This is a genomic window from Flavobacterium sp. SH_e, assembly GCF_025717045.1.
In the GTDB taxonomy this organism is placed as follows: domain Bacteria; phylum Bacteroidota; class Bacteroidia; order Flavobacteriales; family Flavobacteriaceae; genus Flavobacterium.
In genome coordinates, this window is sequence record NZ_JAOVZN010000006.1 from 215,895 (window position 1) to 237,766 (window position 21,872).

Here is a 21,872-nt window from a genome sequence, read left to right on the forward strand (position 1 = left end):
AATCCTGTTCTTATCGAACGGGATTTTTTTTGTCCTATTCTGTTATTTTTAAAGCTTAAACTTCCTCGTAAATAAATTATTAGCATCTAGTTTTGCAATTTATAACAAACAATGAATTACATTAAAAAGTCTAGCGAAAATAATTTCGAAAAATTTTCATCGATTGGGGGGCTTATGGTTTCCAAAATGATTGTGGATCAAAACATTAAACCTTGTTTTCTATATAGAGAAAAAAGAACTCGTCCTGAAGATAGTGGCTGGAGAATTTTTACAGGTTTTGAATCTGAGGAATATACTGAAGATCCAAATAATATTGGAATATATAATCCGTCCACAATTCTAAAAATTGATCCTTCGCTAGAAAATATTTTATTGAAAGGAGTTGGTTCTGTCTACGAAAGAACCGAAGACAATTCCGATTGGTACAAAGTCACCGATTTTGATTTGGAAGATGATTATATGATAACTAACCGTTTGACAAAAGAATGGTCATTTAAGATTAATAATCTTTTCGAAAGAACTATAGAAGAAGATGGAACTTTATATTATACAACTGGGGATAAGTCTATTAGAATTTCAATTTGGAATTCTGATTTAAATAGAGAAATGCTTTTTGAAAAATATAAAAAAAACGTTGAAAATAGAGATCAATCAAAATCTAAAACATTACAACAGTTTGAATTTTCTGATTCTGAAGTATTTAGAATTGGGTATTTAATTGAAGAAAACAATGATGACAAAATCTACAATTTGATTATGAGTTTTTCTATAGTAGATCAAGAAGTAATACAAACAGCATTTTATTTTGACGAAGAAAGTGATTTAGATTGGGCAATTTCTACTTGGAAAAATATTAGTTTCAAGATCTAAAATATTGTAAATAAAAATGTTCCACATAAAACTTTTTAATATGAATCAACTTCTTTCAGCAAATAATTTTTTTTGTCCTATTCTGTTATTTTAAAAAATTTCAATGGCAATCTTTGATCATTCCTTCAAATAAATTAGCCTCAAAAATTTAAAACATTATGGATAAACTTTTTACAACACTAGTGTTCTTACTATTACTAAGTTCCCAATCTTTTTTTGCCCAGCAAACTACAAACACATTTCAAGAATTGGAGCGACAACAAACTGAACTTCAAATGCAAAAAAATTTGAAGGACAATTATAAAATGTTGGAAGACAGAATCTATCAGCTGAAAAAAGAACAAAAAGATTTGGAAACTAAAAAGAAGAATCTTTCTAAGTCTGATAGCAATTTGAAAGCTACAAAAGAGAAAATTGAAAAGCTCCAACTTGCTAATCAGAAAATTGAAAACAAAATAACGACAACTTCGATTTCTGAAGAAGAAATTCAAAAACAGAGAATTAAAACCAAAGAAAATGAAGTCAATATTCAGAAACTGAAACTTAATCAGATTACACAGGAAAAAGAGCTAGAAAAAGCAATGTCAGCCATATAAATAAAAAGGCCTATTTCAAAATGAATTAGGCCTTTTTTAAATGTTTATCGTGAAACAATTTTCGCATCCTGAGATAAAATTTCTTTTTCTGACTGATAAACAATCAACATCGCAGGAGCTGAACCTTTTTCACCCAAAACAACGAAATGACATTCATATCTGAAATTACCTTTTTTAAATTCGTAATGATGATTTCCACCAGTTCCATCAGCATGAAAAGTTCCTTTTTCAATTACTAAATCTGGTTTGTCAGTCATCTTCTGGTTCAGAGACCATGAAGCATATCGATAGTTATCATTTCCCAAATCATCAATTCGAATTCTGAATTTTGAGGTTTCGAGAATAGCAACGGGTTCTTTAAAATTTGAAAGCGAACTGTTTACACTTTTTTTCTGTGATGCAATCAGCGAATTTTTCAATTTCAATTCTTCCTCAGACTGATAATTTATACTGATGATTCTTCCATCAGTATCGATCCACAAATCACCTTGATTGAGCATAATTCCTCGCCAACCCATTTCAGACCAATCTTTTGCTGGATTTGATTTTACAATTTTTTCAATCAAAACTTTATCAAAAATCTGATTATATCTTTTTATAAAATCTGCCTTGTCTTTCACCGACGGAATTGGATATTCACGTTTGAACGGAAATTTTATTCGCTTTGCAACTGCTTCTTTATCGTTGTTTTTTACTTCAAAAATAAATTTCGAAATGAACTTTTGATATTCTGGTTTCAAATCTTGGGCAATCAAAAACGAAGAATTAAACACCAAAATTGTTAGCAATAATTTAAATATTTTCATGTCAGAAATAATTTAATGCATTAGTAATTAGAATTTTGAAAAGCAGAAAACACTGTTTCACGTAGGACGTTCCAAAAAATCAATTTATGCTCGCTTTGAACATTTTCAATTCGTCCCAGGTAAATTCATCTCCATATTTTTCTTTCAAAGGACTCAAAGATTCTTCCTGATAAAACTGAAAAGCTTCTCTCAAAGCCAGAATTTTATCATAAGGCAAAACATCAGTTATTTCAATTTTCTTCGCTTGAATAAGTCTTACCAAATGCCCTTCGATAGTTTGAACATTCAATTTACGCATTCTTGCAATATCTTCAACCGAATTTTTATCCATCCACAAATCGTACGTTTCTTCGACTGTCGTTTTTTTAGCCGTTTTAAGCTCACTTTTTTCTGCTTTAGCTGATTTGTATCGAACAATGGGTTCTTCTGTCCTGAAAATGTCTGTATTTGTCGTTTTAAGCTCTTCCCTAATCCTTTCCGCTTTGTTCGTTTTGTAATTTTTAATGTTTGGCGACGAAAGCTTTTCTTTACTGATTTCTTCACCGGCCACAACAACTTCAATCAATAACTTGGCTTTCATCAGTCGCAAAACCGCTTTAGTCTGAAGATCTTCTAAAAAATTAAGCTCTTCATAGAACTCTTTAACTTTTTTAAATTTTTGAATTTCAGCCATTTTGTAAATTAGATCATCGACCAACTTATCCATTTGTTTGAAAAAATAATCATAGGCTGCATCTACCCTCTCTTTCACAAAAAACAGATCGACTGTTTCTTTGATGAAAATTTTATTGAGTTGCGCGATGAATTTCTGCGAAGGATCTAAAAGCTGTTCCATAATTTCCATCCGTTTGTGAGCCCAAACCGCATGTTTCGTTTTTTCGGAGCCAGCTGCATTTTCGTTATAACTAAAACGATGATTTCGCCATTCTTGCGCCAATTCTCCCCAATTAAAACTGTTTATCAAATAGTTGTGAATAAAATTTTTTGTTTCGAAGTGAAGCGCCTTCTCCAAAGTTTCTTCCGTTGCTCTGTTTAAAGCGTAATCCATCACATCTTGATCGTTGGAAATGCCATTCATCTGCATCGGAGAAAGCAAAATAAGCCCATTTAAGGAACGTAAACGCGAAAGTGCTACATAGGCTTGTCCGGGCAGAAAAACTTGCGATACATCGAGCGCTGCTTTGTCAAAAGTTAAGCCTTGGCTTTTGTGGACCGTAATCGCCCACGCCAGCTTGATCGGATAATGCGCAAAAGTCCCTAAAACTTCTTCTTCGATATCTTTGGTTTGTTCGTTGACTTTGTAACGGATATTTTTCCATTCGTACTTTTCAACTTCTAGCGTCATGTTCTCTTCTGGAAAGTGAACAAAGATTTCTTCATCAGAAAGCGATTTGATTACGCCCATCTTTCCGTTGAAATATCTTTTTTCAAAAGACAAGTCGTTTTTGACGAACATGATTTGCGCGCCGACTTTCAATTTCAATTCTTCTTCAACAGGAAATATCTTTTCTGGAAAATCGCCCACCACAAATGGCGTATAAATGTACTCTTTTCCATCTAAATCATTGATTGACTGCGAGTTGATAGAATCTGCTTTGGCATTATGCGTCGTCAGCGTGATGTATCCTTTGTTCTCTTTGAAGTCAAAATCAGGCTTAACATACTGATTTAGAATAGCTATGTCCTCTGGAGTGATCTGATTATTTCGCAGATTATTCAAAACCGAAATAAAAGCATCATCGGTCTGGCGGTAGATTTTTGATAACTCAATATAAATCGGCGGATACGTTTGAAGAACATGGGAATGGAAAAAGAATTTTCCGCGGTAATAGTTTTTCAGCGTTCGCCACTCTTCATCACGAATTACCGGTGGCAATTGCAACAAGTCTCCAATAAACAAAACCTGGACTCCTCCAAAAGGCTGCGTGTTTCTTCGAACGGTTTGCATCATGAAATCGACAGCGTCCAATAAATCAGCACGCATCATACTCACTTCATCAATCACCAGAAGCTCCATGTTTTTGATTACATTTCGCTTGACGTTATTCATTTTGAAATGACGTCTAAGCGATTCTTTGTTTTCAAACTTTACCGTTTCCGTAAATTGTGCGCTCGCTTCGTACGACGGAATAAACGCAGAAAACGGAAGCTGAAACATGGAATGAATGGTTACACCTCCAGCGTTCAAAGCCGCGATTCCCGTTGGTGCAACGACCACAGTATTTTTATGAGTTGTCGCGATAATTTCGCGTAAAAGCGTAGTTTTTCCCGTACCTGCTTTTCCCGTAAGGAAAATAGATTTTTGAGTCTGATTGATGAATTGTAAAGTGTAAGCTGCCGCTTCTGAAACGTTCTGCATTGGGCTTGTATTAAAGAAATAAAATTACCGCATTTTATAAAAAGAAAAAACCTAAATCGTAGTGGATTTAGGTTTTCAGTAATTTAGTTAGTTTGGTAGTTTTTATTTTTTTGCTTCGCCTTCTTTTGTTTCAGCTGCTGGTTTTGCATCTGCTTTTGGCTCTGCTTTGTATTTATCATTTAAAGCTTTGATAATCTCTTTTGTGATATCGTATTTCTCTTCAGCATACAAAATTGTTGCAGCATCTCCTGTTCCGTAGATGTAAGAGTAACCGTTTTTCTTTCCGTAATCTTTAATGAATTTTTTAACTCCACTAACAAGAGAATCCATTTCAACACCACTTTCTTGTTGTAACTGTTGAGCTAATGCTTGTTGTGCATAACCTAATTGCTGCTCTCTTTTTTGCAATTCAGCACCTCTTTGCTGTGCCCAAGCTTGACCGTTTGCTTGTGCTTGACTTTGAAAATTAGCAGCGTCTTGTTTAAAACGTGAAATCTCAGCTTGTAATTGTCTACCTTTTTCTTCCGCTTGAGCTTTGTACTTTGCCTCTAAATCTTTTGCCTCAGTGTATTCTTTCATCAAAACCGAAGTATCCACGTAAGCTGTTTTTACTTCCTTTACCTCTGCTGTTTTGTTACAAGAAACTGCGAAAACTGAAAGTGCGATAATAACTAATGCTTTTTTCATTTTTTTAAATTCTATTTTTTTAAGTATTGAAGACAAAAATATAAAAAAATCAATAGCATCAACATAAAGTTTAAAAAATGCGTAAATTTTATGATATTGTTTTTATTTATAGTAAAAAACATAGCTATAAACCAACTTTATTGCCATATTTTGGGTATTTTTTGTCTCGTTTGGGTTAGCTAAAAAAGTCATCTTGCCTTTTAGAGGCAAAACGACTTTAAAATGATTTTTTGATTTTTATTTGTTTTTTAAAACGTAAATATGCGATGAATATTCCTTTGAGCTTTTTGCTTTCCAATTTGATTTTAAACCAATGAAAAATGCTTTGATGTAATTCATTTTTCCTGTTTTGTATTTTTCAGATAAAAGGCTCACATAAAACGAATCGAACTTCATTGGAAGTATTTTTTCTAATTTCATGTCTACTCTTTCAAAAAGCAATTGGATTGATTTTTTCGAAAAATGCCAAAAATGGATTGGCACATCGTATGCAGCCCAAAAAGTTTCATAATGACCAGCATCGAATGATTTGTAGTTTGGAACCGCAACAATTAATGTTCCAGTTGGTTTTAATAAACGCTTTAATTCTTGGATCTGATGTTCTAGATTTGGAACGTGTTCTAAAACGTGCCACATGGTAATTACATCCAAAGAATTACTTTCTAAAGCGCTAATTTCTTCTACAAATGAAATTCCTTTTTCTTTAGCAATATTTTTAGCACGATCGCTCGGTTCTACTCCAATTGTTTCCCAACCGTCATTTTTTGCTGTTAAAAGGAAATCTCCAGTTCCAGCTCCAATATCCAAAAGTTTTCCTTTTTTCGGTTGCTGGCTATTAATTAAATTCAATTTATTCTTAAGCGCAATATTTTTTACGAAATGATAGGCTTTTTCAAATAACGAACGTTTGTTGTCTGTATGCGAAATATAATCTTCGCTTTCGTAATATTTACCCAAATTTTGAAGTTCAGGTTGTGGAGAAGTAATTAGCATATCTAATTCTTCATCGTAATACAAATCAAAAATTTCTTTTGAAACAGAATGGTCTTTTACCGTAAGAAAGTGTTTTTTGTTTAAAACGTTCATTTTTTAATTTTATAGATATTGGGTTTAATTTATAGCAAATCCTAAAAACGAATTTTATCGCTTTTAGGATTTTTGTTTTTTTTTATTCTTCTTTTATTTCTATTTGATCTTTGCAAAATTTGATAATTCAACATGATTGCAAAACTCTTCTTTTATCAAGTTTTGATATTTGAAAAGTGTAAAAATCATTTCAATTTTAACAAAAGGTTTCACGTGGAACAGAATCAATTTAAATTTCTGAATTTAGATTTTAATTTATAATGCATTTCGAAAATAAAAACCCAAAAATCGTTTCACGTGGAACATTTGTTTAGTGATCAGTGTTCAGTTTTTTAGTTGGCAGTTATACTGAATACTTTAAAACTGAACACTGATTACTACAAATCTATCTTCCCATATAAATCAAAAGCACGGAAATATCACTTGGTGATACTCCGCTAATTCTCGAAGCTTGAGAAATAGTTACAGGACGAATCTTGCTTAATTTCTGTTTTGCTTCAATCGACATTGATTTGATTTTGTTATAATCAAAATTGTCTGGAATTTTTACTTCTTCCAAACGATTTAGTTTATCCGCATTATTTCTCTCTTTTTCGATATAACCCGAATATTTAACTTGAATTACGGCTTGCTCAACAATTTCTTCATCCAAATCATTCTCTTCGATGTAAGCAGAAACTTTTTCAAATTTCAACATATCTTCTAATTCAATCTGCGGACGAGAGAAAATCTTAAACATTTTATCTCCTTGAGAAATCGGCGCAGATTCTTTTGCTTCCAAAATCGGATTTGTTTCTGCAATCGTTACACTAGTTTCTTTGAAGAATTGAACCATCTTTTCAGATTCGTTTAATTTCTTTTCCATTCTTCGTAAACGATCTTCAGAAGCTAAACCAATTTCATATGACATTGGAGTCAATCTGAAATCGGCATTATCTTGACGTAACAAAGTTCTATACTCCGCTCTCGATGTAAACATACGATATGGCTCTTCAGTTCCTTTCGTAATCAAGTCATCAATTAGAACTCCGATGTACGCTTCATCACGTTTTAAAATCAAAGGATCTTTTTCGTGTACTTTCAAGTGAGCATTTATCCCAGCCATCAAACCTTGAGAAGCAGCTTCTTCGTAACCCGTCGTTCCGTTGATTTGTCCAGCGAAATACAAACCTTCAACTAACTTAGTTTCTAAAGTATGTTTCAATTGCGTTGGAGGAAAGAAATCATACTCGATAGCATAACCTGGTCTAAAAAATTTTACATTTTCAAAACCTGCTACAGAACGAAGCGCTTTGAATTGAATATCTTCAGGAAGAGAAGTTGAAAATCCGTTTACGTAAACTTCACAAGTATTCCATCCTTCTGGCTCAACAAATAATTGGTGACGCTCTTTATCTGCAAAACGATTTATTTTATCTTCAATCGATGGACAGTATCTTGGTCCTAAACTTTTGATTCTTCCGTTGAACATTGGAGAACGATCAAAACCTTCTCTCAAAATATCATGAACGTTCAACGAAGTGTACGTCATGTAACAAGAACGCTGATGCGTTAGCGGAGAAGTCACATCTGAATAAGAAAACTTATCTGGCTTTGCATCTCCTTTTTCTTCGTTCATTTTAGAATAATCTAAAGAACGTCCATCTACTCGAGGTGGCGTTCCTGTTTTCATTCTTCCAGCTTCAAAACCTGCTTTGATCAAATCTTCGGTAATTCCGGTTGCAGCACTTTCTCCTGCTCTTCCACCTCCAAATTGTTTTTCTCCGATATGAATTAAACCATTCAAAAAAGTACCATTTGTCAAAACAACAGATTTGGAACGAATCTCCACACCAAGTGAAGTTCTAATTCCTTTTATCTTTCCATCTTCGATTATCAAACCTTTTACCATCTCTTGATAAAAATCAAGATTTGGAGTTACCTCCAACATCATTCTCCATTCTTCTGCAAAACGCATTCTGTCACTTTGAACTCTCGGCGACCACATTGCAGGTCCTTTTGATTTGTTCAGCATCTTGAATTGAATTGCCGTACGATCTGAAACAATTCCTGAATATCCTCCAAGCGCATCAATTTCGCGAACGATCTGTCCTTTTGCAATTCCTCCCATCGCAGGATTGCAAGACATCTGTGCTATGTTTTGTAAACTCATTGTAACCAATAAAGTTTTCGATCCCAAATTTGCAGCCGCAGCTGCAGCTTCAGAACCAGCATGGCCAGCACCAACCACAATAACATCGTATTCTTCTAAAAACATTTTGTTTTATTATTCTCCAAAAACCGCTAACGCGGTTTCTAGAATTACTTTTATATTTGTCTTGTTCCACGTGGAACTTTTTATTTTGCTTCAGGTTTGAAGTTTGAAGTTTCAAGTTTCAAGTTCAAACCGAAACGTGTAAACTAGAATCTTTAAATTCTAGAAATCAATAAAAATGTTTCACGTGAAACATTTTTTACTTCATTCAAATCAGAACTTTCAAATCAGAACTTTCAAATCAGAACTTTCAAATCAGAACTTTCAAATCAGAACTTTCAAATCAGAACTCCGAAACAGAATCTTCACAATAAATATTTCACGTGAAACATTTCTAAACTTCCATTCCAAACTTCCATTCCAAACTTCCATTCTAAACTTCCATTCTAAACTTCCATTCTAAACTTCCATTCTAAACTTCCATTCTAAACTTCCATTCTAAACTTCCATTCTAAACTTCTATTCTAAACTTCAAAGACCATTTTAAAATCATGTTCCACGTGAAACATCCTTTTCTTTTTCTTTTAAATTCAAACTTAAAAAATCGTTCCACGTGGAACGATTTAATCTTTTATTCAAATTCTTTACTTTAACGTTCCACGTGGAACGTTATAAATTCTTTTACTTTCTTCTAATATGTTTCACGTGGAACGTTATAAAAATTTTATAAAAAAAATAAAAACGTTTCACGTGGAACATATACATTAAAAAGATGTTTAACTACTGTTCCACGTGAAACATCTTCATCTTCTCCTCTTCCTTAGCCCTCATTAATTGAGCATCTTTATCTGTCTTGTCTTTGTATCCACAGTAATGTAGTATACCATGAGACAACACTCTTTTGAGTTCTTCAGCAAATGAAACATTGAAGTCTTTTGCATTGTCTGCAACACGTTCTACAGAAACAAAAATATCGCCATTTAACTCGTTACCAACTGTATAATCAAAACTGATAATATCAGTAAGAGTATCATGATCTAAATATTCAACGTTTATTTTATGAAGATATTCATCGTCACAAAATATGTAGTTTATCTCGCCTTCATTCTTTCCTTCAGAAACAATTACAGCACTTAACCAGTCACTAAAAGCCTGCTCGTCTCCTAAACTAAAATCTGTTTCGTAATTAAAATTTATCATTTTGTATTAAAGTATTCTTGAACTTTTTGATTAAAATTCGAGCGCAAAGGTAGTGATTGTCTGTTTAATATCTCCACACTGTTTAAATATTCCAATAGTGAACTTGGTAAAGCATTCGAACGATTCGTAAATTCTGCCTTATTTGTTTCAGATTGTCTTTGTGTATCCTGACCTTGTTGCTGAACTGCATTGTTTAATTTCCACAATTCTTGCTGAATATTTAGAATACGTTGCAGGTTCTCATTCTTAAAACCTTTATTCAAAATCTGCTTTTCAGATTGTTTCATCTGATCTATAATAGATCTGCCTTGAGCATCTAAACCTTTCTTTGCTAATTCTTTTTGAAGCGCTTCACGAAGCTTAACTTGCTCTTTGTAAATCTCCATAATAGCTTCTGCGTCGCCTTCTCCATCTTCTCCTTCATTACCATTCTTCTCTCCTTTTCCACTCTTTCCATCTTTACCAGAAGAACCTTTATCTCCACTTTTGTTACCTTGTCCTTCCTTTCCTTGTCCGTCTTTACCCTGAGCGCTTTGTCCTTGTCCAGACTTTCCATCTTTACCTTCTCCAGGTTTGTCTCCCGGTTGTTGTCCAGGTTTCATTCCTTCTTTCATTTTATCAGCAAGACCTTTTTGTTTCTGAATAATATCTGGTAACTGCATTCCTTGTCCGTCTCCCTGTTTAGGTTTTCCTGCTCCCGGTTTAGGCATAGACATCTGCATGTTGTTCAATAAATCACTTAAAAAATCGGCTAACTTATTTGCAGATGAAACGGCATATTGCTGGTGTGAAACACCTCTAGGAATCTGAACGTCGGTTAAGGTTTCTATAGCCTTATCCATATTGTATTGTACGTTTCCAATTTCTTTAGTAACGTCTTCTGCTACCTTTGGATTACGTAATGAAAGTGCAAACAAACTATCATCTACATGTCTAAACTGCTGTTTCAAATTCTGTTGAATCTTGATATTTTTTGTAAATGCAGAAGAACCTAATTTCATTGCTTTGAACTGTTTCATCACATCTTCTTGTGATAAAGAATAAGCCAAAAGGTTATCTAGAATCTGACGAAGCATTGCTACATCTTCTTCTAATTGTTCCTGTTCTCCACCTTCCATTTCACTCTGCATTTCCTGAGCCATAGACTTCATTTTCTTTGCAGCACTTTTCTGTTTTGGTTTAGCTCCAGATGTATTCTTTTTACTCAATTCTTCAGAAGCTTTATTCAAATCATTATCTACATCTTTCTCTTTTGAAGCATCAGACGGAATGTCTAAAGGTTTCTTTAAAGTCTTATTTTCGTCTTTCAAATCTTTTAAATCTTCCTGAATCTTATCAAAAGATTTATTGATTTCATCCTGCTTCTCTTTCGTATTTTCTTTCTCTTTATTAGATAACTGTTCCTGTTGTTCTGACAGTTTGTTTAGTTTCTCAGCAACCTGTTCTGCTTTCTTTGAAACATAAAAACGTTTGGTTAACTCCACCAATTGTTCTAAATTACGAGATTGATTTTTACTGATTTGTTTGAACTTTTCCATCTTATCAAACAGTTCTTCGCTGTTTAATTTATCATTTAAGTTCTTCAATTCGTCTAATAATTTCTGATTCTTTTCTAAATCTTTCTGAGCATTATCCAAACGCTTTTGTAAATCTTCTGCTGTTTTATCTTTCTTATCATCTTTAAACTTGTCAAGATTCTGATTCATTTTCTCAGAAAACTGTTTCATCATTTCGTCTTGCTGTTTCTGACGTTTGATAAAATCGTTGATCTTCTGCTGATCTTTAAACTCTAAATTATCTTTTTCTTTTCCCGTATTTTGAAGCTTATCCATTTCTGAAATCTGCTTCGTTTGGTTCTTCAAAGATTTAGATAAACTATTAATATTTTGATTTTGCTGTTGCAATTCCTGATCTTGAATTTCATCTGTAGTTGCTACACGATCTGAAAATGTAGAAGACTTTGTAGACTTAAATCCGTGTGGTGCATCGTTATCAAAAACTTCAAAATAGTACTCGTATGAAACTCCTTCTTCTACTGGAAGATTGCTAGGAAAATTAAAAACAAACTGATCAAATACTCCAGCTTTCACAGGAATGTTTCCACGCTTAGCAGATTGAGGTTTGTTACGTTCGTAGTATACAATTTGTAATTTCGAAAGTCCGTAATCATCACCCAATCTTCCTAGAATATAGTTTTTATCAAGCTTCAAACTGTCTGGCGCAGGACCTACATTGATGGTTGGAAACTGATCTTTGATCACAGACAGCTGATAATCTAGTTTTTCGTAGTTTTTAACCTTATCATTTGACGTAAGTATTTGATATTCGGTATTTTGACTTATATTTTTAGCCAATTTAAACTCATTCTCGGCCTTATTGAACTTAAATACTTCATTATCTCTTTTCCATACAACTTCTTGTGTAGATTTGGTGTTCATTTTCCAAGTTACAGTAGTTCCTTCAGGTACAATTGCATTACCAGTTCCTTCAATTGTCTCTGATTTTTTCTTTAGATAAGAAGGAAAATTTAAAACCATTTCGAAGTTTGCAATCGATGGAACTGTGATCACTTTCAATTCATATTCTTCAGAAACAACCGAATTTCCTTCAAAAGAAAATTGAATATTTTCAGAAGGTTTCTCCACTTTAAATTCAAACTTTCCAGGTTGAGAAGATTCCATAAAATAGCTTTCATCACCAATATGAATCATAACATTTTCTGGAACAACGTTTCCAACAGATTCCATTTTAATCACAAAATCTTTGTTTTGTTCTGCTTGCAAATTCGAATTCAAAACCACAAATTTGAAAGGAGCTGGTGGCAAGAATGCAGAATTGAAATGCACTACTCTATTCAAACTTTGAGAAATTACATTGCTATTTCCAGAAATATAAAACACAGCAAAAAGCAAAATTGGTACTAAAGCTAATGGTAAATATTTTTTATTCGCTTTAAAATTGATAGCATTACCAAATGGAATTGGTTGTAAAGAATTTGCTTTTTGTTCTATAGAAGCTAAAACTAACTCCGAACTTTCAGCATTATTTTCAGAAGACAATTGTAAAAAGTTAGTCAGTTTATCACTCACTTCTGTGAAATGATTTCCAATAATTTTTGAAGCCTGAGTATAATCAATTCCTTTTTGAAGTTTGAATAACTTGAATAATGGAAACAGAATTAGACGGACTAAAAGGAAAACTTCAACTCCAATAAATAACCAAAATAGAAAAGTTCTTCCTATAGGTTTTAGCCAAAGAAAATACTCTACAAAAAGCGTAAATAGAAAATACAATAAACCAAAACCGGTAAAAAGTAATATCCCTTTTATCAATTCGTTGGTATAATATTTCTTAATAAAAGCTTCTAACTTTTGATATATAGCAGATGATGTTTTCAAAATAAATCTGTTTTAATTATAACCTATAAAAGTAGTAATTATAACAATAAGTCTGAAAGTCAAAAGTCGAAAGTCAAAAGTTTAGCACACAGCACAAAACCTTTCAGACTTTCGACTTTTGGCTTTTGACTAATATCGTATCTTTGCAACAAAATTTTAAACAAATGTCAAAGCAAGTTCGTGTGCGTTTTGCACCAAGTCCGACTGGACCGTTACATATTGGCGGAGTTCGTACTGCCCTATTTAATTATTTATTTGCAAAAAAACATAACGGTGTTTTTTATCTAAGAATTGAAGATACAGATCAAACTCGTTTTGTTCCAGGTGCAGAGGCTTACATTATGGAAGCTCTTGAATGGTTAGGAATTGCTCCTGAAGAAACAGTTGGAAAAAATGAAAAATTTGGTCCGTACAGACAAAGCGAACGTAAAGATTTGTACCAGCAATATGCAGATCAGTTGATCAATTCTGGTTGGGCCTATTATGCTTTTGATACTCCAGAAGCTTTGGATGCACATAGAAAACAACACGAAGCTGAAGGAAAAACATTTATTTACAATCATCATAATCGTGAAAAGTTAGATACTTCGTTAGTGATTTCTGCAGAAGAAACTGCTAAAAGAATTGCAAATGGAGAACATTATGTAATCCGTTTTAAAACTCCGGTTGATGAAACTTTACATTTAAAAGATATCATTCGTGGAGATGTGAAGTTTGAAACTAATCTTTTGGATGATAAAGTTTTGTTCAAAAGTGACGGAATGCCAACCTACCATTTAGCCAATATTGTGGATGATCATTTGATGGAGACTTCACATGTAATTCGTGGTGAAGAATGGTTGCCATCGATGCCCCTTCACGTTTTATTATACAAAGCATTTGGTTGGGAAGCACCAGAATTTGCACATTTACCTTTGATTTTAAAACCAGTTGGAAATGGAAAATTATCAAAAAGAGATGGAGACAAAATGGGATTTCCAGTATTTCCTTTAGAATGGAAAACTGAAGAAGGAGTTTCATCTGGTTACAGAGAAAAAGGATTTTTCCCAGAAGCAGTTGTAAACTTTTTAGCTTTACTTGGTTGGAATGACGGAACTGAAAAAGAATTGTTTTCTTTAGAAGAATTAGCAGAAGCTTTCGACTTAAACCGAGTTCATAAAGCAGGAGCAAAATTTGATCCTGAGAAAAACAAATGGTTCAATCGCCAGTACTTAATCACTAAAAATAATGATGAATTAGCGGAAGCATTTACTTCTATTCTAAAAGAAAATGGAACTGACTTTTCTAATATAGATGTTTCTAAAGTAGTAGGTTTAATAAAAAAAGACGCTTATTTTATTTCTGATTTCACAGAACTTTCTACATACTTTTTCCAAGCTCCAACATCTTACGATGAAAAAGCAAGTAAAAATTGGAAGGAAGAAACACCAGCTTTAATGCAAGAATTGATTTCTGTTTTAGAAAATATCGAAGATTTTACTTCTGTAAATATTGAAACAATTGTAAAAGATTGGTTAACTAAAAACGAAATCGGAATGGGTAAAGTAATGCAACCTTTCCGTCTAAGTTTAGTTGGAGCACTTAAAGGTCCTCACCTATTTGACATTGTTGAAATCATTGGAAAAGAAGAAACTATTTCTAGAATTCAGAAAGCAATTTCAAGTTTATAACTAGAATTCAAATTAAAATAGAAACGCTAGGAAACATCTAACAAATGTTCTTAGCGTTTTTTTAATGTCTAATAATTTTATTTTAGAAGAATTTTCGTAATTTACCAGAATCATAATATAAACTATATAACCATGAGTACAGCATTTATTATCTTCTTAGTATTAGCATTCTTCATTTTCATGTCGTCTTTCTTTACTGTAAAACAACAATCATCTGTAATTATCGAACGATTTGGAAAATTTCAGAGTGTTAGAAATTCAGGATTACAACTTAAAATTCCGTTGGTTGATAGATTGGCCGGACGTGTAAATCTTAAAATCCAACAGCTAGATGTTATCATCGAAACCAAAACTAGAGACAACGTTTTTATCAAAATGAAAGTTTCTGTTCAGTTTAAAGTTATTCAAGAAAAAGTATATGAAGCTTTTTATAAACTAGAATATCCACACGATCAAATTACTTCTTATGTTTTTGATGTAGTTCGTGCAGAAGTTCCGAAACTAAAACTGGATGATGTTTTTGAAAGAAAAGATGATATTGCAGTTGCAGTAAAACGTGAATTAAATGAAGCAATGTCTACTTACGGATACGATATCATCAATACTTTGGTTACCGATATTGATCCAGATATTCAGGTAAAAAATGCAATGAACAGAATTAACGCTGCCGATAGAGAAAAAACCGCTGCTGAATTTGAAGCAGAAAGTTCAAGAATTAGAATCGTTGCAAAAGCAAAAGCGGAAGCAGAAAGCAAACGTTTACAAGGACAAGGTATTGCAGATCAGCGTCGTGAAATTGCAAGAGGTCTTGTAGAAAGTGTTGAAGTTTTGAACCAAGTTGGAATTAATTCTCAAGAAGCTTCTGCCCTAATTGTAGTTACACAACATTATGATACTTTACAATCTATTGGATCTGATACAAATTCAAACCTAATTCTTTTACCAAACTCGCCACAAGCTGGAAGTGACATGTTAAACAATATGGTTGCATCGTTCTCAGCTTCAAATCAAGTTGGAGAAATGATGAAAAAGAACACTAAAAAAATTGAAAAACCAAAACAAACACCAAGACAATCTGGTTATGAAGATGACATTCAACCAGATGTTCAACAATAATTGACAAACTAATTAAAATAAAAAAGAGGCTTAATCGCCTCTTTTTCTATTTATAAACCAACTGATGATAAATGGTAAAACGGATTGCAAAATTTCTGGAAATGATTTTTTGATATAACCTGTGTAAGAGGAAACAAATCCATTAACTATTTTTTGTGGTGTAATGCTTTCTTTAGTTCTCTGAAAACTCAAAACCAATTTCTGATAATTGATTTCTTTTTCCAATTTTAAAATTTCCAGATCTCTGTCGATTTCACCATAAGACGAGTATTTTTTCTTTTCCATAAGTCTTAATCATTAAAAAATATTTCTGAAAACTTCTCTAAAATTGGACCTTCAACCACTTTATCTTTTACAAAGAAAAGTAAAATGGTAAACAAAAGATAGATCCCTCCTACTGTTAAAAATCCTAAAGCATTACTTCCGAACAAAGAACCAAAAGCATAAGCTGCAGCAAAAGATCCGAAAATTAAAACCATCGTGAAACACAACAATATCAAAGTGAATTTGAAAATTAAAGTTGTAGATTTCATTGCCACTTTAAATCCCCAAAGTTTATAGTAAGCCAAATGACTATCAATATACACTTTAGCTTGATCTTGAATATTTTCAGTGTTTTCTTTTAACTCTTCAAAAGCCATAATTATAAATTTAAAATAAAAAAAAAGCACAAAACTTTACTATAAAAATAAGCAAGTTCTGTGCTTTTAAAAAATTATTATTTCTGAAGTTTAGCGTTCTGTGCTTTCAATTCAGCCAACTTAGTTTCTAAAAAAGTAATTACTTCTTCTGTTTTATGGCTTACATTTGAAAGTAAATCATTCAAAGTTCCATCAAGATTTTGAGTAGCACTTGTAAATCTCTCGCGAAGAACTTCAGAGCTAGCATCAAAAGAATCTTTGATATTATGTTTAGCATCATCTAAACCTTCTTTGATTTTTGCTCGAGTTTTAGATCCTTTATCTGGAGCAAATAAAATTCCGATTGCCGCTCCTGCAGCTGCTGCAGCCAAAATTGCTGCGGCTGTATTTAAGTTCTTAGACATGATATTACAATTTTAAATTATTACTTAAAGATACTCTTTTTTGAACTTATAAATTTCTGATTAATTGTAATTTACAAAAAATTAACAATCTAATTAATACACATAAGTTGTAGCTTCATATTTACCATCTTTTTCAGTTATGCTTACAAACGGAGAACCATTTGAAGCTGACTTACTTTTAATTCTCATGGCAGTTTGGTTTTGATTTGCAATAGGCGGTTCACCTTTTGTCTTGGTCGAGACTCCTGTAAAAGTTCCAGTCTGCTTCAGTCCAATTGTTTTTTCTTGTGGCAAAACTGTAACCATCTTGTAATCATCTTTTGAATCTACAATTATTCTATCAGAAATTTTTTGAGTTTGTTTTGTTTGTTTATTTGTGATAGATGAAACGGCATGTTTGCTAATTTTAATTTCTTCAGAACTTCCGTTTACAGAATAATAAATTAAACCATTTTCATTTTTAATAAAATTTACATCAAGTTGTTCTCCATTATGTTTTGTAATTTGATGTGTTTGAGAAATTGCAACATTTGCAAATAATAACGCTAGCGTAAAATATAAAATTTTCATGATAATTAGATTTAAATTAAAAATTGTCAGACTTGAAATTTAAAAACTAAACTTTCACACAAATTCAACATTATGGAATTTTGTACATTACAATACAAATTGAAAAATATCTTTTACGCGAAATATTATCAAAATTACATCATAATAAAAATGAGAACATAAAATTGTCTTTTTGGGAAATCAGTTTTGAAAATCTATTATTATAAAAATTACGAGTTTTTAAAAACAATAAATTTCAGCTTAGATTCTTTACGGCAAATTTTAATTTTTACAAAAATCATTGCTGACTTTTGATATTGAGTTAAAAATAGAAGTTTTATAAACAATTGTGTGTTAACAAGCCGTTAAACTGACAAAAATAACAGCAAAAAGTTAAATAAAGACCTTAAATAAACAATTATTTAAAAAATGAGTTATCCATCAACCAACTTTAAAAAACGTCTTAAAATCAATTTATGAAGGTTAAAATCAATATAAAAAAACTATAATTTTTATATTTTAAATCATTTTTATAAATAATAAATAAAAACTAAAATTTTAAAAAACTTATAATTAAAAATTATAATCATAAAATTGAAATCAAAGACTTAAAAAAATAATAAAAAACTATAGTTTTAGATTTTACAGTCAGTTTTATAAATAATAATTAAAATCTAAATTTTAAGTTATAATAATCATCAAAAATTATAATTACAAAAATTAAAGTAAAAAATAAAAAAATAAGAAAAAACTTTAATTTTAGTTTTTTGAGAAGAAAACTTGAACTAAAAAAGAGAAAAATTGAAATAAAGAATTCTAAGGAATGAAAAACAAAAAAAGGTCTTCTCTATTAGACTCTTTTTTATGTTAGCTTAAAGATAATTTATAAAAGTCAATTTTAATCTATAAAATAAATTAAAATTATAAAACTAATAGATTTTATAAATAATAAATACATATAATTAAACATGTTAATTATATCAATTAAAACTATATAATACAGTTTGATAGGAGAAATTAGTAGCTAAAAAAGACCAAAATTAAAATAAAGCCTCTAAATAGACTAAAATTAAAAAAATGAATTCCTTATCCAACATTTTTTTATTTTCTATTAAAATCAATTTATGAAAGTCACTTTTAATTTATAAAAATTATAAAATTATCAATTTTAATAGTTATTCTATATAATAAAAAAAAGCGCTTATAAAAGCGCTTTTCATAAATTTAGCTGATATTACTTCTTCACCATTTCAGAAAGAATTTCAATTTCTCTTTCTGAAGCATTTTTTGGTGGATTTGAATATAATTTCAAAATTTCATCATCAAATTGATTTTTGAAACTTTCACTTTCAATATCTCTTAAATTTAAAAGTGCTTTTGATCTTACATAAGTCGATTCACTTTTTAAAGACATTGAATATAATTTCTTAATATCTTCTTCTTCAAAATCTGTAGATTTCCAGTTTGAATATTTTAAAATAAACTGAGAAAACAACAGCGAAGCCTTATTATTGTTGATATTCTTCTTCAAAGAATTCTGTAAAAGTGAAAAAGTAGAAATATTTTTGATGTTCTCCCCTATTGCACTTTCAATTGCAATTCTTTCTGGTTTAGTCTCAACTTTAAAATATTTGTTGATATCTTTCAAAGAATTATTGATGCTATTTTCTTCTTTTTTACCTTTTTCTTCCCAAGCATCTTTCAATCCAACTGTTTTGTTAAATACTAATTTTGAAGGAGTTGAGTCTTTATCAACAGTAAAATATCCTAAACGTTGAAATTGAAATTTATCTTCATTTTGAGCTGTTGATAAACTTGGTTCAACATATCCAGTTACAATTTCTAACGAATTTGGATTCACAAAATCTAAGAAATTTTTCTCTTTATAACTGTCCGGAGCTTCATCTGTAAACAAACGATCGTATAAACGAACTTCTGCTTCCAAAGCATGTTTGATAGAAACCCAATGTAAAGTTCCAGATACTTTTCTTTGGCTTGCTTCTGTTCCGCTTCCGCTCAAAGAATCGGTATCATAAGTAACATGAATTTCTGTAATATTTCCATTTTCATCTTTTATAACAGATTCACCTTTAATGATATAAGCATTTTTAAGACGAACTTCTTTTCCTAAAGTCAAACGGAAAAATTTAGCTGGAGCTTCTTCTAAAAAGTCTTCTCTTTCAATATATAATTCACGTGAAAAAGGCACTTTTCTGAAACCTGCACTTTCATCTTCCTGATTATTTTCAGCTTCCAACCACTCTTCTTTTCCTTCTGGATAATTTGTAATTACCAGTTTTACAGGATCTAAAACAGCCATTACACGAGGTGCAATTTTATTCAAATCTTCACGAATACAGAATTCTAAAACCGATACATTGATCAAGTTATCACGTTTTGCAATACCAATTGTATTCGCAAAATTACGTAGAGAAGCAGCTGTATAACCGCGTCTTCTTAATCCTGAAATTGTTGACATTCTAGGATCATCCCAACCATTAACATGCTTTTCTTTAACTAGTTGCTGTAATTTTCTTTTACTAACAACAGTATGTGATAAGTTACGTCTGGCAAATTCTCTTTGTTTTGGACGAAGCTTATTATCATCAAAAATCTGATCTAAAAACCAATCGTATAATTCACGGTGAGGCAAGAATTCTAGTGTACAAAATGAGTGAGAAATTTGCTCTAAATAATCACTTTGTCCGTGTGCCCAATCATACATTGGATAGATTTTCCACGCATCTCCAGTTCTATGGTGGTGTTTGTGTAAAATTCTGTACATGATAGGATCACGCATCAACATATTGGTTGATTTCATGTCAATTTTAGCACGAAGAATATGTGTACCAGCCTCAAATTCACCGTTTTTCATTCTTTCGAATAAATCTAAATTTTCTTCAACAGAACGATTTCTGTACGGGCTGTCTGTTCCTGGAGTTGTTGGAGTTCCTTTCTGGATCGCCATTTCTTCAGAAGATTGACTGTCAACATACGCTTTATCTTTTTTAATTAATAAAACTGCCCAATCGTACAATTGTTGGAAATAATCTGATGCATAACATTCTTCTGCCCATTTGTAACCCAGCCATTCTACATCTTTTTTAATAGCATCAACAAATTCCTGTTCTTCTTTTTCAGGGTTTGTATCATCAAAACGTAAGTTCACAGGAGATTGATAATCAATTCCTAAACCAAAATTTAGCGCAATAGAACTCGCGTGCCCAATGTGTAAATAACCATTAGGTTCTGGTGGAAAACGAAAGCGAAGTTTAGTATTTGAAAGACCTGATTTTACGTCTTCCTCTATGATTTGTTCAATAAAATTGAGTGATTTCTCTTCTGATGCCATTATTTTATAGTAATTTTAGCAAAGATAAAAAAGTTTATAGTTTATAGTTTATGGTTTATGGTTTTCTTTGGAAACTTACTCTAAACTTGAAACTTAAAACTTGAAACTAAATTTAGAAATGGGAGTTATTAAACTGAAAAATATCCGTACTTTTTCTTACCACGGATGTTTAATTGAAGAAGGAAAAATTGGATCTGATTACACAGTAGATCTAAAAATTAAAACCAATTTACAGAAATCAGCAGAAACAGATCATCTTTTAGACACTGTTGACTATGTTCATTTGAACAAAATTGTGACGGAAGAAATGGCAATTCGTTCGCATTTATTAGAACATGTAGCCAAAAGAATCAATATTCGTGTGCTGGCAGAGATAGAAACTGTAGAAAAAACAACAGTTTGGGTTTCTAAAATTAATCCGCCTATTGGTGGTGATGTTGAGTCAGTTACTATAAAAATGACGGAAATTAGAAAGTAATATTCAAAATTAAAATCCTAAAATTTTAAAATAGTTACTATGAAACTTTTGAAATTTAAAGATTTTAGTTACTTTTGCCAACCGTTCAAGTAATGGCGTCGTGGCCGAGCGGCTAGGCTGGGCTCTGCAAAAGCTCCTACTCCGGTTCGAATCCGGACGATGCCTCTAAAACCTTCAAAGCAATTTGAAGGTTTTTTTTATGGTTAATTTTTAGAAAATTAATTAGAATATACGTTCGAATCCTGACGAAACTCAAAACCCTCAAAGCAATTTGAAGTTTTTTTTATGTCCAATTTTTAGGAAAAATTAATTATTAAAGCTTGTAAATAAACCCGACAGGTTTTAAAAATCTGTCGGGTTTTCTATTTAACGTAATTATACACAATTATGTCATTTCGACGAAGGAGAAATCTCCACTAGAAGCTCTACAAAGATTGGATAATTGTTGCGGAGTTACTTGCGGAGA

The 21,872-nt window shown here is 31.7% G+C and carries 17 protein-coding genes and 1 tRNA gene; 6 read left to right on the forward strand and 12 right to left on the reverse strand.

Annotated elements, in window-relative coordinates; all coding sequences use genetic code 11:
• Nucleotides 1-111 precede the first annotated feature (111 nt).
• Both OD917_RS11795 and OD917_RS11800 read left to right on the forward strand, forming a co-directional pair.
• Entirely contained in the window at nucleotides 112-870 is a 759-nt protein-coding gene (locus OD917_RS11795; protein ID WP_263523719.1) for a DUF2185 domain-containing protein, read from the forward strand.
• Between the two features lie 275 nt (nucleotides 871-1,145).
• On the forward strand, nucleotides 1,146-1,466 hold the full coding sequence (locus tag OD917_RS11800; RefSeq protein ID WP_263523720.1) for a hypothetical protein: 321 nt from the start codon (nucleotides 1,146-1,148) through the stop codon (nucleotides 1,464-1,466).
• 44 nt (nucleotides 1,467-1,510) lie between these two features.
• Here OD917_RS11800 and OD917_RS11805 read toward each other — a convergent pair whose 3' ends face one another.
• The 7 genes from OD917_RS11805 to OD917_RS11835 all read right to left on the reverse strand — a co-directional run bounded on the left by OD917_RS11805 (nucleotide 1,511) and on the right by OD917_RS11835 (nucleotide 13,196).
• On the reverse strand, nucleotides 1,511-2,272 hold the full coding sequence (locus OD917_RS11805; protein ID WP_263523721.1) for a hypothetical protein: 762 nt from the start codon (nucleotides 2,270-2,272) through the stop codon (nucleotides 1,511-1,513).
• Between the two features lie 79 nt (nucleotides 2,273-2,351).
• A complete protein-coding gene (locus OD917_RS11810) occupies nucleotides 2,352-4,631 on the reverse strand; it encodes a helix-turn-helix domain-containing protein (RefSeq protein WP_263523722.1) in 2,280 nt (759 codons plus the stop codon).
• A gap of 102 nt (nucleotides 4,632-4,733) precedes the next feature.
• Nucleotides 4,734-5,318, reverse strand: coding sequence for an OmpH family outer membrane protein (locus OD917_RS11815; RefSeq protein WP_066033199.1), 585 nt, complete (start codon nucleotides 5,316-5,318; stop codon nucleotides 4,734-4,736).
• Nucleotides 5,319-5,555: 237 nt separating this feature from the next.
• Entirely contained in the window at nucleotides 5,556-6,404 is an 849-nt protein-coding gene (locus tag OD917_RS11820) for a class I SAM-dependent methyltransferase (RefSeq protein WP_263523723.1), read from the reverse strand.
• 385 nt (nucleotides 6,405-6,789) lie between these two features.
• The gene (mnmG, locus tag OD917_RS11825; RefSeq protein ID WP_263523724.1) at nucleotides 6,790-8,661 is read right to left on the reverse strand and encodes a tRNA uridine-5-carboxymethylaminomethyl(34) synthesis enzyme MnmG; all 1,872 of its coding nucleotides are present in this window, start codon (nucleotides 8,659-8,661) and stop codon (nucleotides 6,790-6,792) included.
• Between the two features lie 717 nt (nucleotides 8,662-9,378).
• A complete protein-coding gene (ybeY, locus tag OD917_RS11830; RefSeq protein ID WP_263523725.1) occupies nucleotides 9,379-9,798 on the reverse strand; it encodes an rRNA maturation RNase YbeY in 420 nt (139 codons plus the stop codon).
• Nucleotides 9,795-13,196 carry a DUF4175 family protein gene (locus OD917_RS11835; protein ID WP_263523726.1) on the reverse strand — a complete coding sequence of 1,134 codons (3,402 nt, stop codon included), beginning with the start codon at nucleotides 13,194-13,196 and terminating at the stop codon, nucleotides 9,795-9,797. The genes ybeY and OD917_RS11835 overlap by 4 nt, the downstream gene beginning before the upstream one ends.
• A 164-nt stretch (nucleotides 13,197-13,360) precedes the next feature.
• On the opposite strand from OD917_RS11835, the gene gltX reads away from it, so the two are divergent.
• Both gltX and OD917_RS11845 read left to right on the forward strand, forming a co-directional pair.
• Nucleotides 13,361-14,866 (forward strand): glutamate--tRNA ligase, encoded by a 1,506-nt coding sequence (gene gltX / locus OD917_RS11840; RefSeq protein WP_263523727.1) that lies wholly within the window; start codon nucleotides 13,361-13,363, stop codon nucleotides 14,864-14,866.
• Nucleotides 14,867-14,998: 132 nt separating this feature from the next.
• Nucleotides 14,999-15,982, forward strand: a complete 984-nt coding sequence (locus OD917_RS11845; RefSeq protein ID WP_263523728.1) for an SPFH domain-containing protein — start codon at nucleotides 14,999-15,001, stop codon at nucleotides 15,980-15,982.
• A gap of 30 nt (nucleotides 15,983-16,012) precedes the next feature.
• Here OD917_RS11845 and OD917_RS11850 read toward each other — a convergent pair whose 3' ends face one another.
• The 5 genes from OD917_RS11850 to OD917_RS11870 all read right to left on the reverse strand — a co-directional run bounded on the left by OD917_RS11850 (nucleotide 16,013) and on the right by OD917_RS11870 (nucleotide 20,928).
• Nucleotides 16,013-16,267: a DUF6327 family protein gene (locus OD917_RS11850; RefSeq protein ID WP_263523729.1), complete on the reverse strand. Its 255-nt coding sequence runs from the start codon at nucleotides 16,265-16,267 to the stop codon at nucleotides 16,013-16,015.
• A gap of 5 nt (nucleotides 16,268-16,272) precedes the next feature.
• Complete coding sequence (locus OD917_RS11855) at nucleotides 16,273-16,623, reverse strand: competence protein (RefSeq protein WP_184158833.1); 351 nt, start codon at nucleotides 16,621-16,623, stop codon at nucleotides 16,273-16,275.
• A gap of 77 nt (nucleotides 16,624-16,700) precedes the next feature.
• Complete coding sequence (locus OD917_RS11860) at nucleotides 16,701-17,027, reverse strand: YtxH domain-containing protein (protein ID WP_111284281.1); 327 nt, start codon at nucleotides 17,025-17,027, stop codon at nucleotides 16,701-16,703.
• A gap of 93 nt (nucleotides 17,028-17,120) precedes the next feature.
• The gene (locus OD917_RS11865) at nucleotides 17,121-17,597 is read right to left on the reverse strand and encodes a hypothetical protein (protein WP_263523730.1); all 477 of its coding nucleotides are present in this window, start codon (nucleotides 17,595-17,597) and stop codon (nucleotides 17,121-17,123) included.
• Between the two features lie 1,213 nt (nucleotides 17,598-18,810).
• Nucleotides 18,811-20,928, reverse strand: coding sequence for a glutamine--tRNA ligase/YqeY domain fusion protein (locus tag OD917_RS11870; protein WP_263523731.1), 2,118 nt, complete (start codon nucleotides 20,926-20,928; stop codon nucleotides 18,811-18,813).
• 118 nt (nucleotides 20,929-21,046) lie between these two features.
• Here OD917_RS11870 and folB point away from each other — a divergent pair, with 118 nt between their 5' ends.
• On the forward strand, nucleotides 21,047-21,406 hold the full coding sequence (gene folB, locus OD917_RS11875) for a dihydroneopterin aldolase (RefSeq protein ID WP_057115457.1): 360 nt from the start codon (nucleotides 21,047-21,049) through the stop codon (nucleotides 21,404-21,406).
• A gap of 94 nt (nucleotides 21,407-21,500) precedes the next feature.
• Nucleotides 21,501-21,571 (forward strand) — tRNA-Cys (locus tag OD917_RS11880).
• The last annotated feature ends 301 nt before the right edge of the window (nucleotides 21,572-21,872 follow it).

Bases quoted from the DNA above. Each gene is read 5' to 3' on its own strand.
- OD917_RS11820 (WP_263523723.1), bottom strand. From the start codon at position 6,404: ATGAACGTTTTAAACAAAAAACACTTTCTTACGGTAAAAGACCATTCT.
- OD917_RS11865 (WP_263523730.1), bottom strand. From the start codon at position 17,597: ATGAAAATTTTATATTTTACGCTAGCGTTATTATTTGCAAATGTTGCA.
- OD917_RS11805 (WP_263523721.1), bottom strand. From the start codon at position 2,272: ATGAAAATATTTAAATTATTGCTAACAATTTTGGTGTTTAATTCTTCG.
- folB (WP_057115457.1), top strand. From the start codon at position 21,047: ATGGGAGTTATTAAACTGAAAAATATCCGTACTTTTTCTTACCACGGA.
- OD917_RS11870 (WP_263523731.1), bottom strand. From the start codon at position 20,928: ATGGCATCAGAAGAGAAATCACTCAATTTTATTGAACAAATCATAGAG.
- OD917_RS11800 (WP_263523720.1), top strand. From the start codon at position 1,146: ATGCAAAAAAATTTGAAGGACAATTATAAAATGTTGGAAGACAGAATC.
- OD917_RS11795 (WP_263523719.1), top strand. From the start codon at position 112: ATGAATTACATTAAAAAGTCTAGCGAAAATAATTTCGAAAAATTTTCA.
- OD917_RS11815 (WP_066033199.1), bottom strand. From the start codon at position 5,318: ATGAAAAAAGCATTAGTTATTATCGCACTTTCAGTTTTCGCAGTTTCT.
- ybeY (WP_263523725.1), bottom strand. From the start codon at position 9,798: ATGATAAATTTTAATTACGAAACAGATTTTAGTTTAGGAGACGAGCAG.
- OD917_RS11850 (WP_263523729.1), bottom strand. From the start codon at position 16,267: ATGGAAAAGAAAAAATACTCGTCTTATGGTGAAATCGACAGAGATCTG.
- mnmG (WP_263523724.1), bottom strand. From the start codon at position 8,661: ATGTTTTTAGAAGAATACGATGTTATTGTGGTTGGTGCTGGCCATGCT.
- OD917_RS11845 (WP_263523728.1), top strand. From the start codon at position 14,999: ATGAGTACAGCATTTATTATCTTCTTAGTATTAGCATTCTTCATTTTC.
- OD917_RS11860 (WP_111284281.1), bottom strand. From the start codon at position 17,027: ATGTCTAAGAACTTAAATACAGCCGCAGCAATTTTGGCTGCAGCAGCT.
- OD917_RS11810 (WP_263523722.1), bottom strand. From the start codon at position 4,631: ATGCAGAACGTTTCAGAAGCGGCAGCTTACACTTTACAATTCATCAAT.
- OD917_RS11855 (WP_184158833.1), bottom strand. From the start codon at position 16,623: ATGGCTTTTGAAGAGTTAAAAGAAAACACTGAAAATATTCAAGATCAA.
- gltX (WP_263523727.1), top strand. From the start codon at position 13,361: ATGTCAAAGCAAGTTCGTGTGCGTTTTGCACCAAGTCCGACTGGACCG.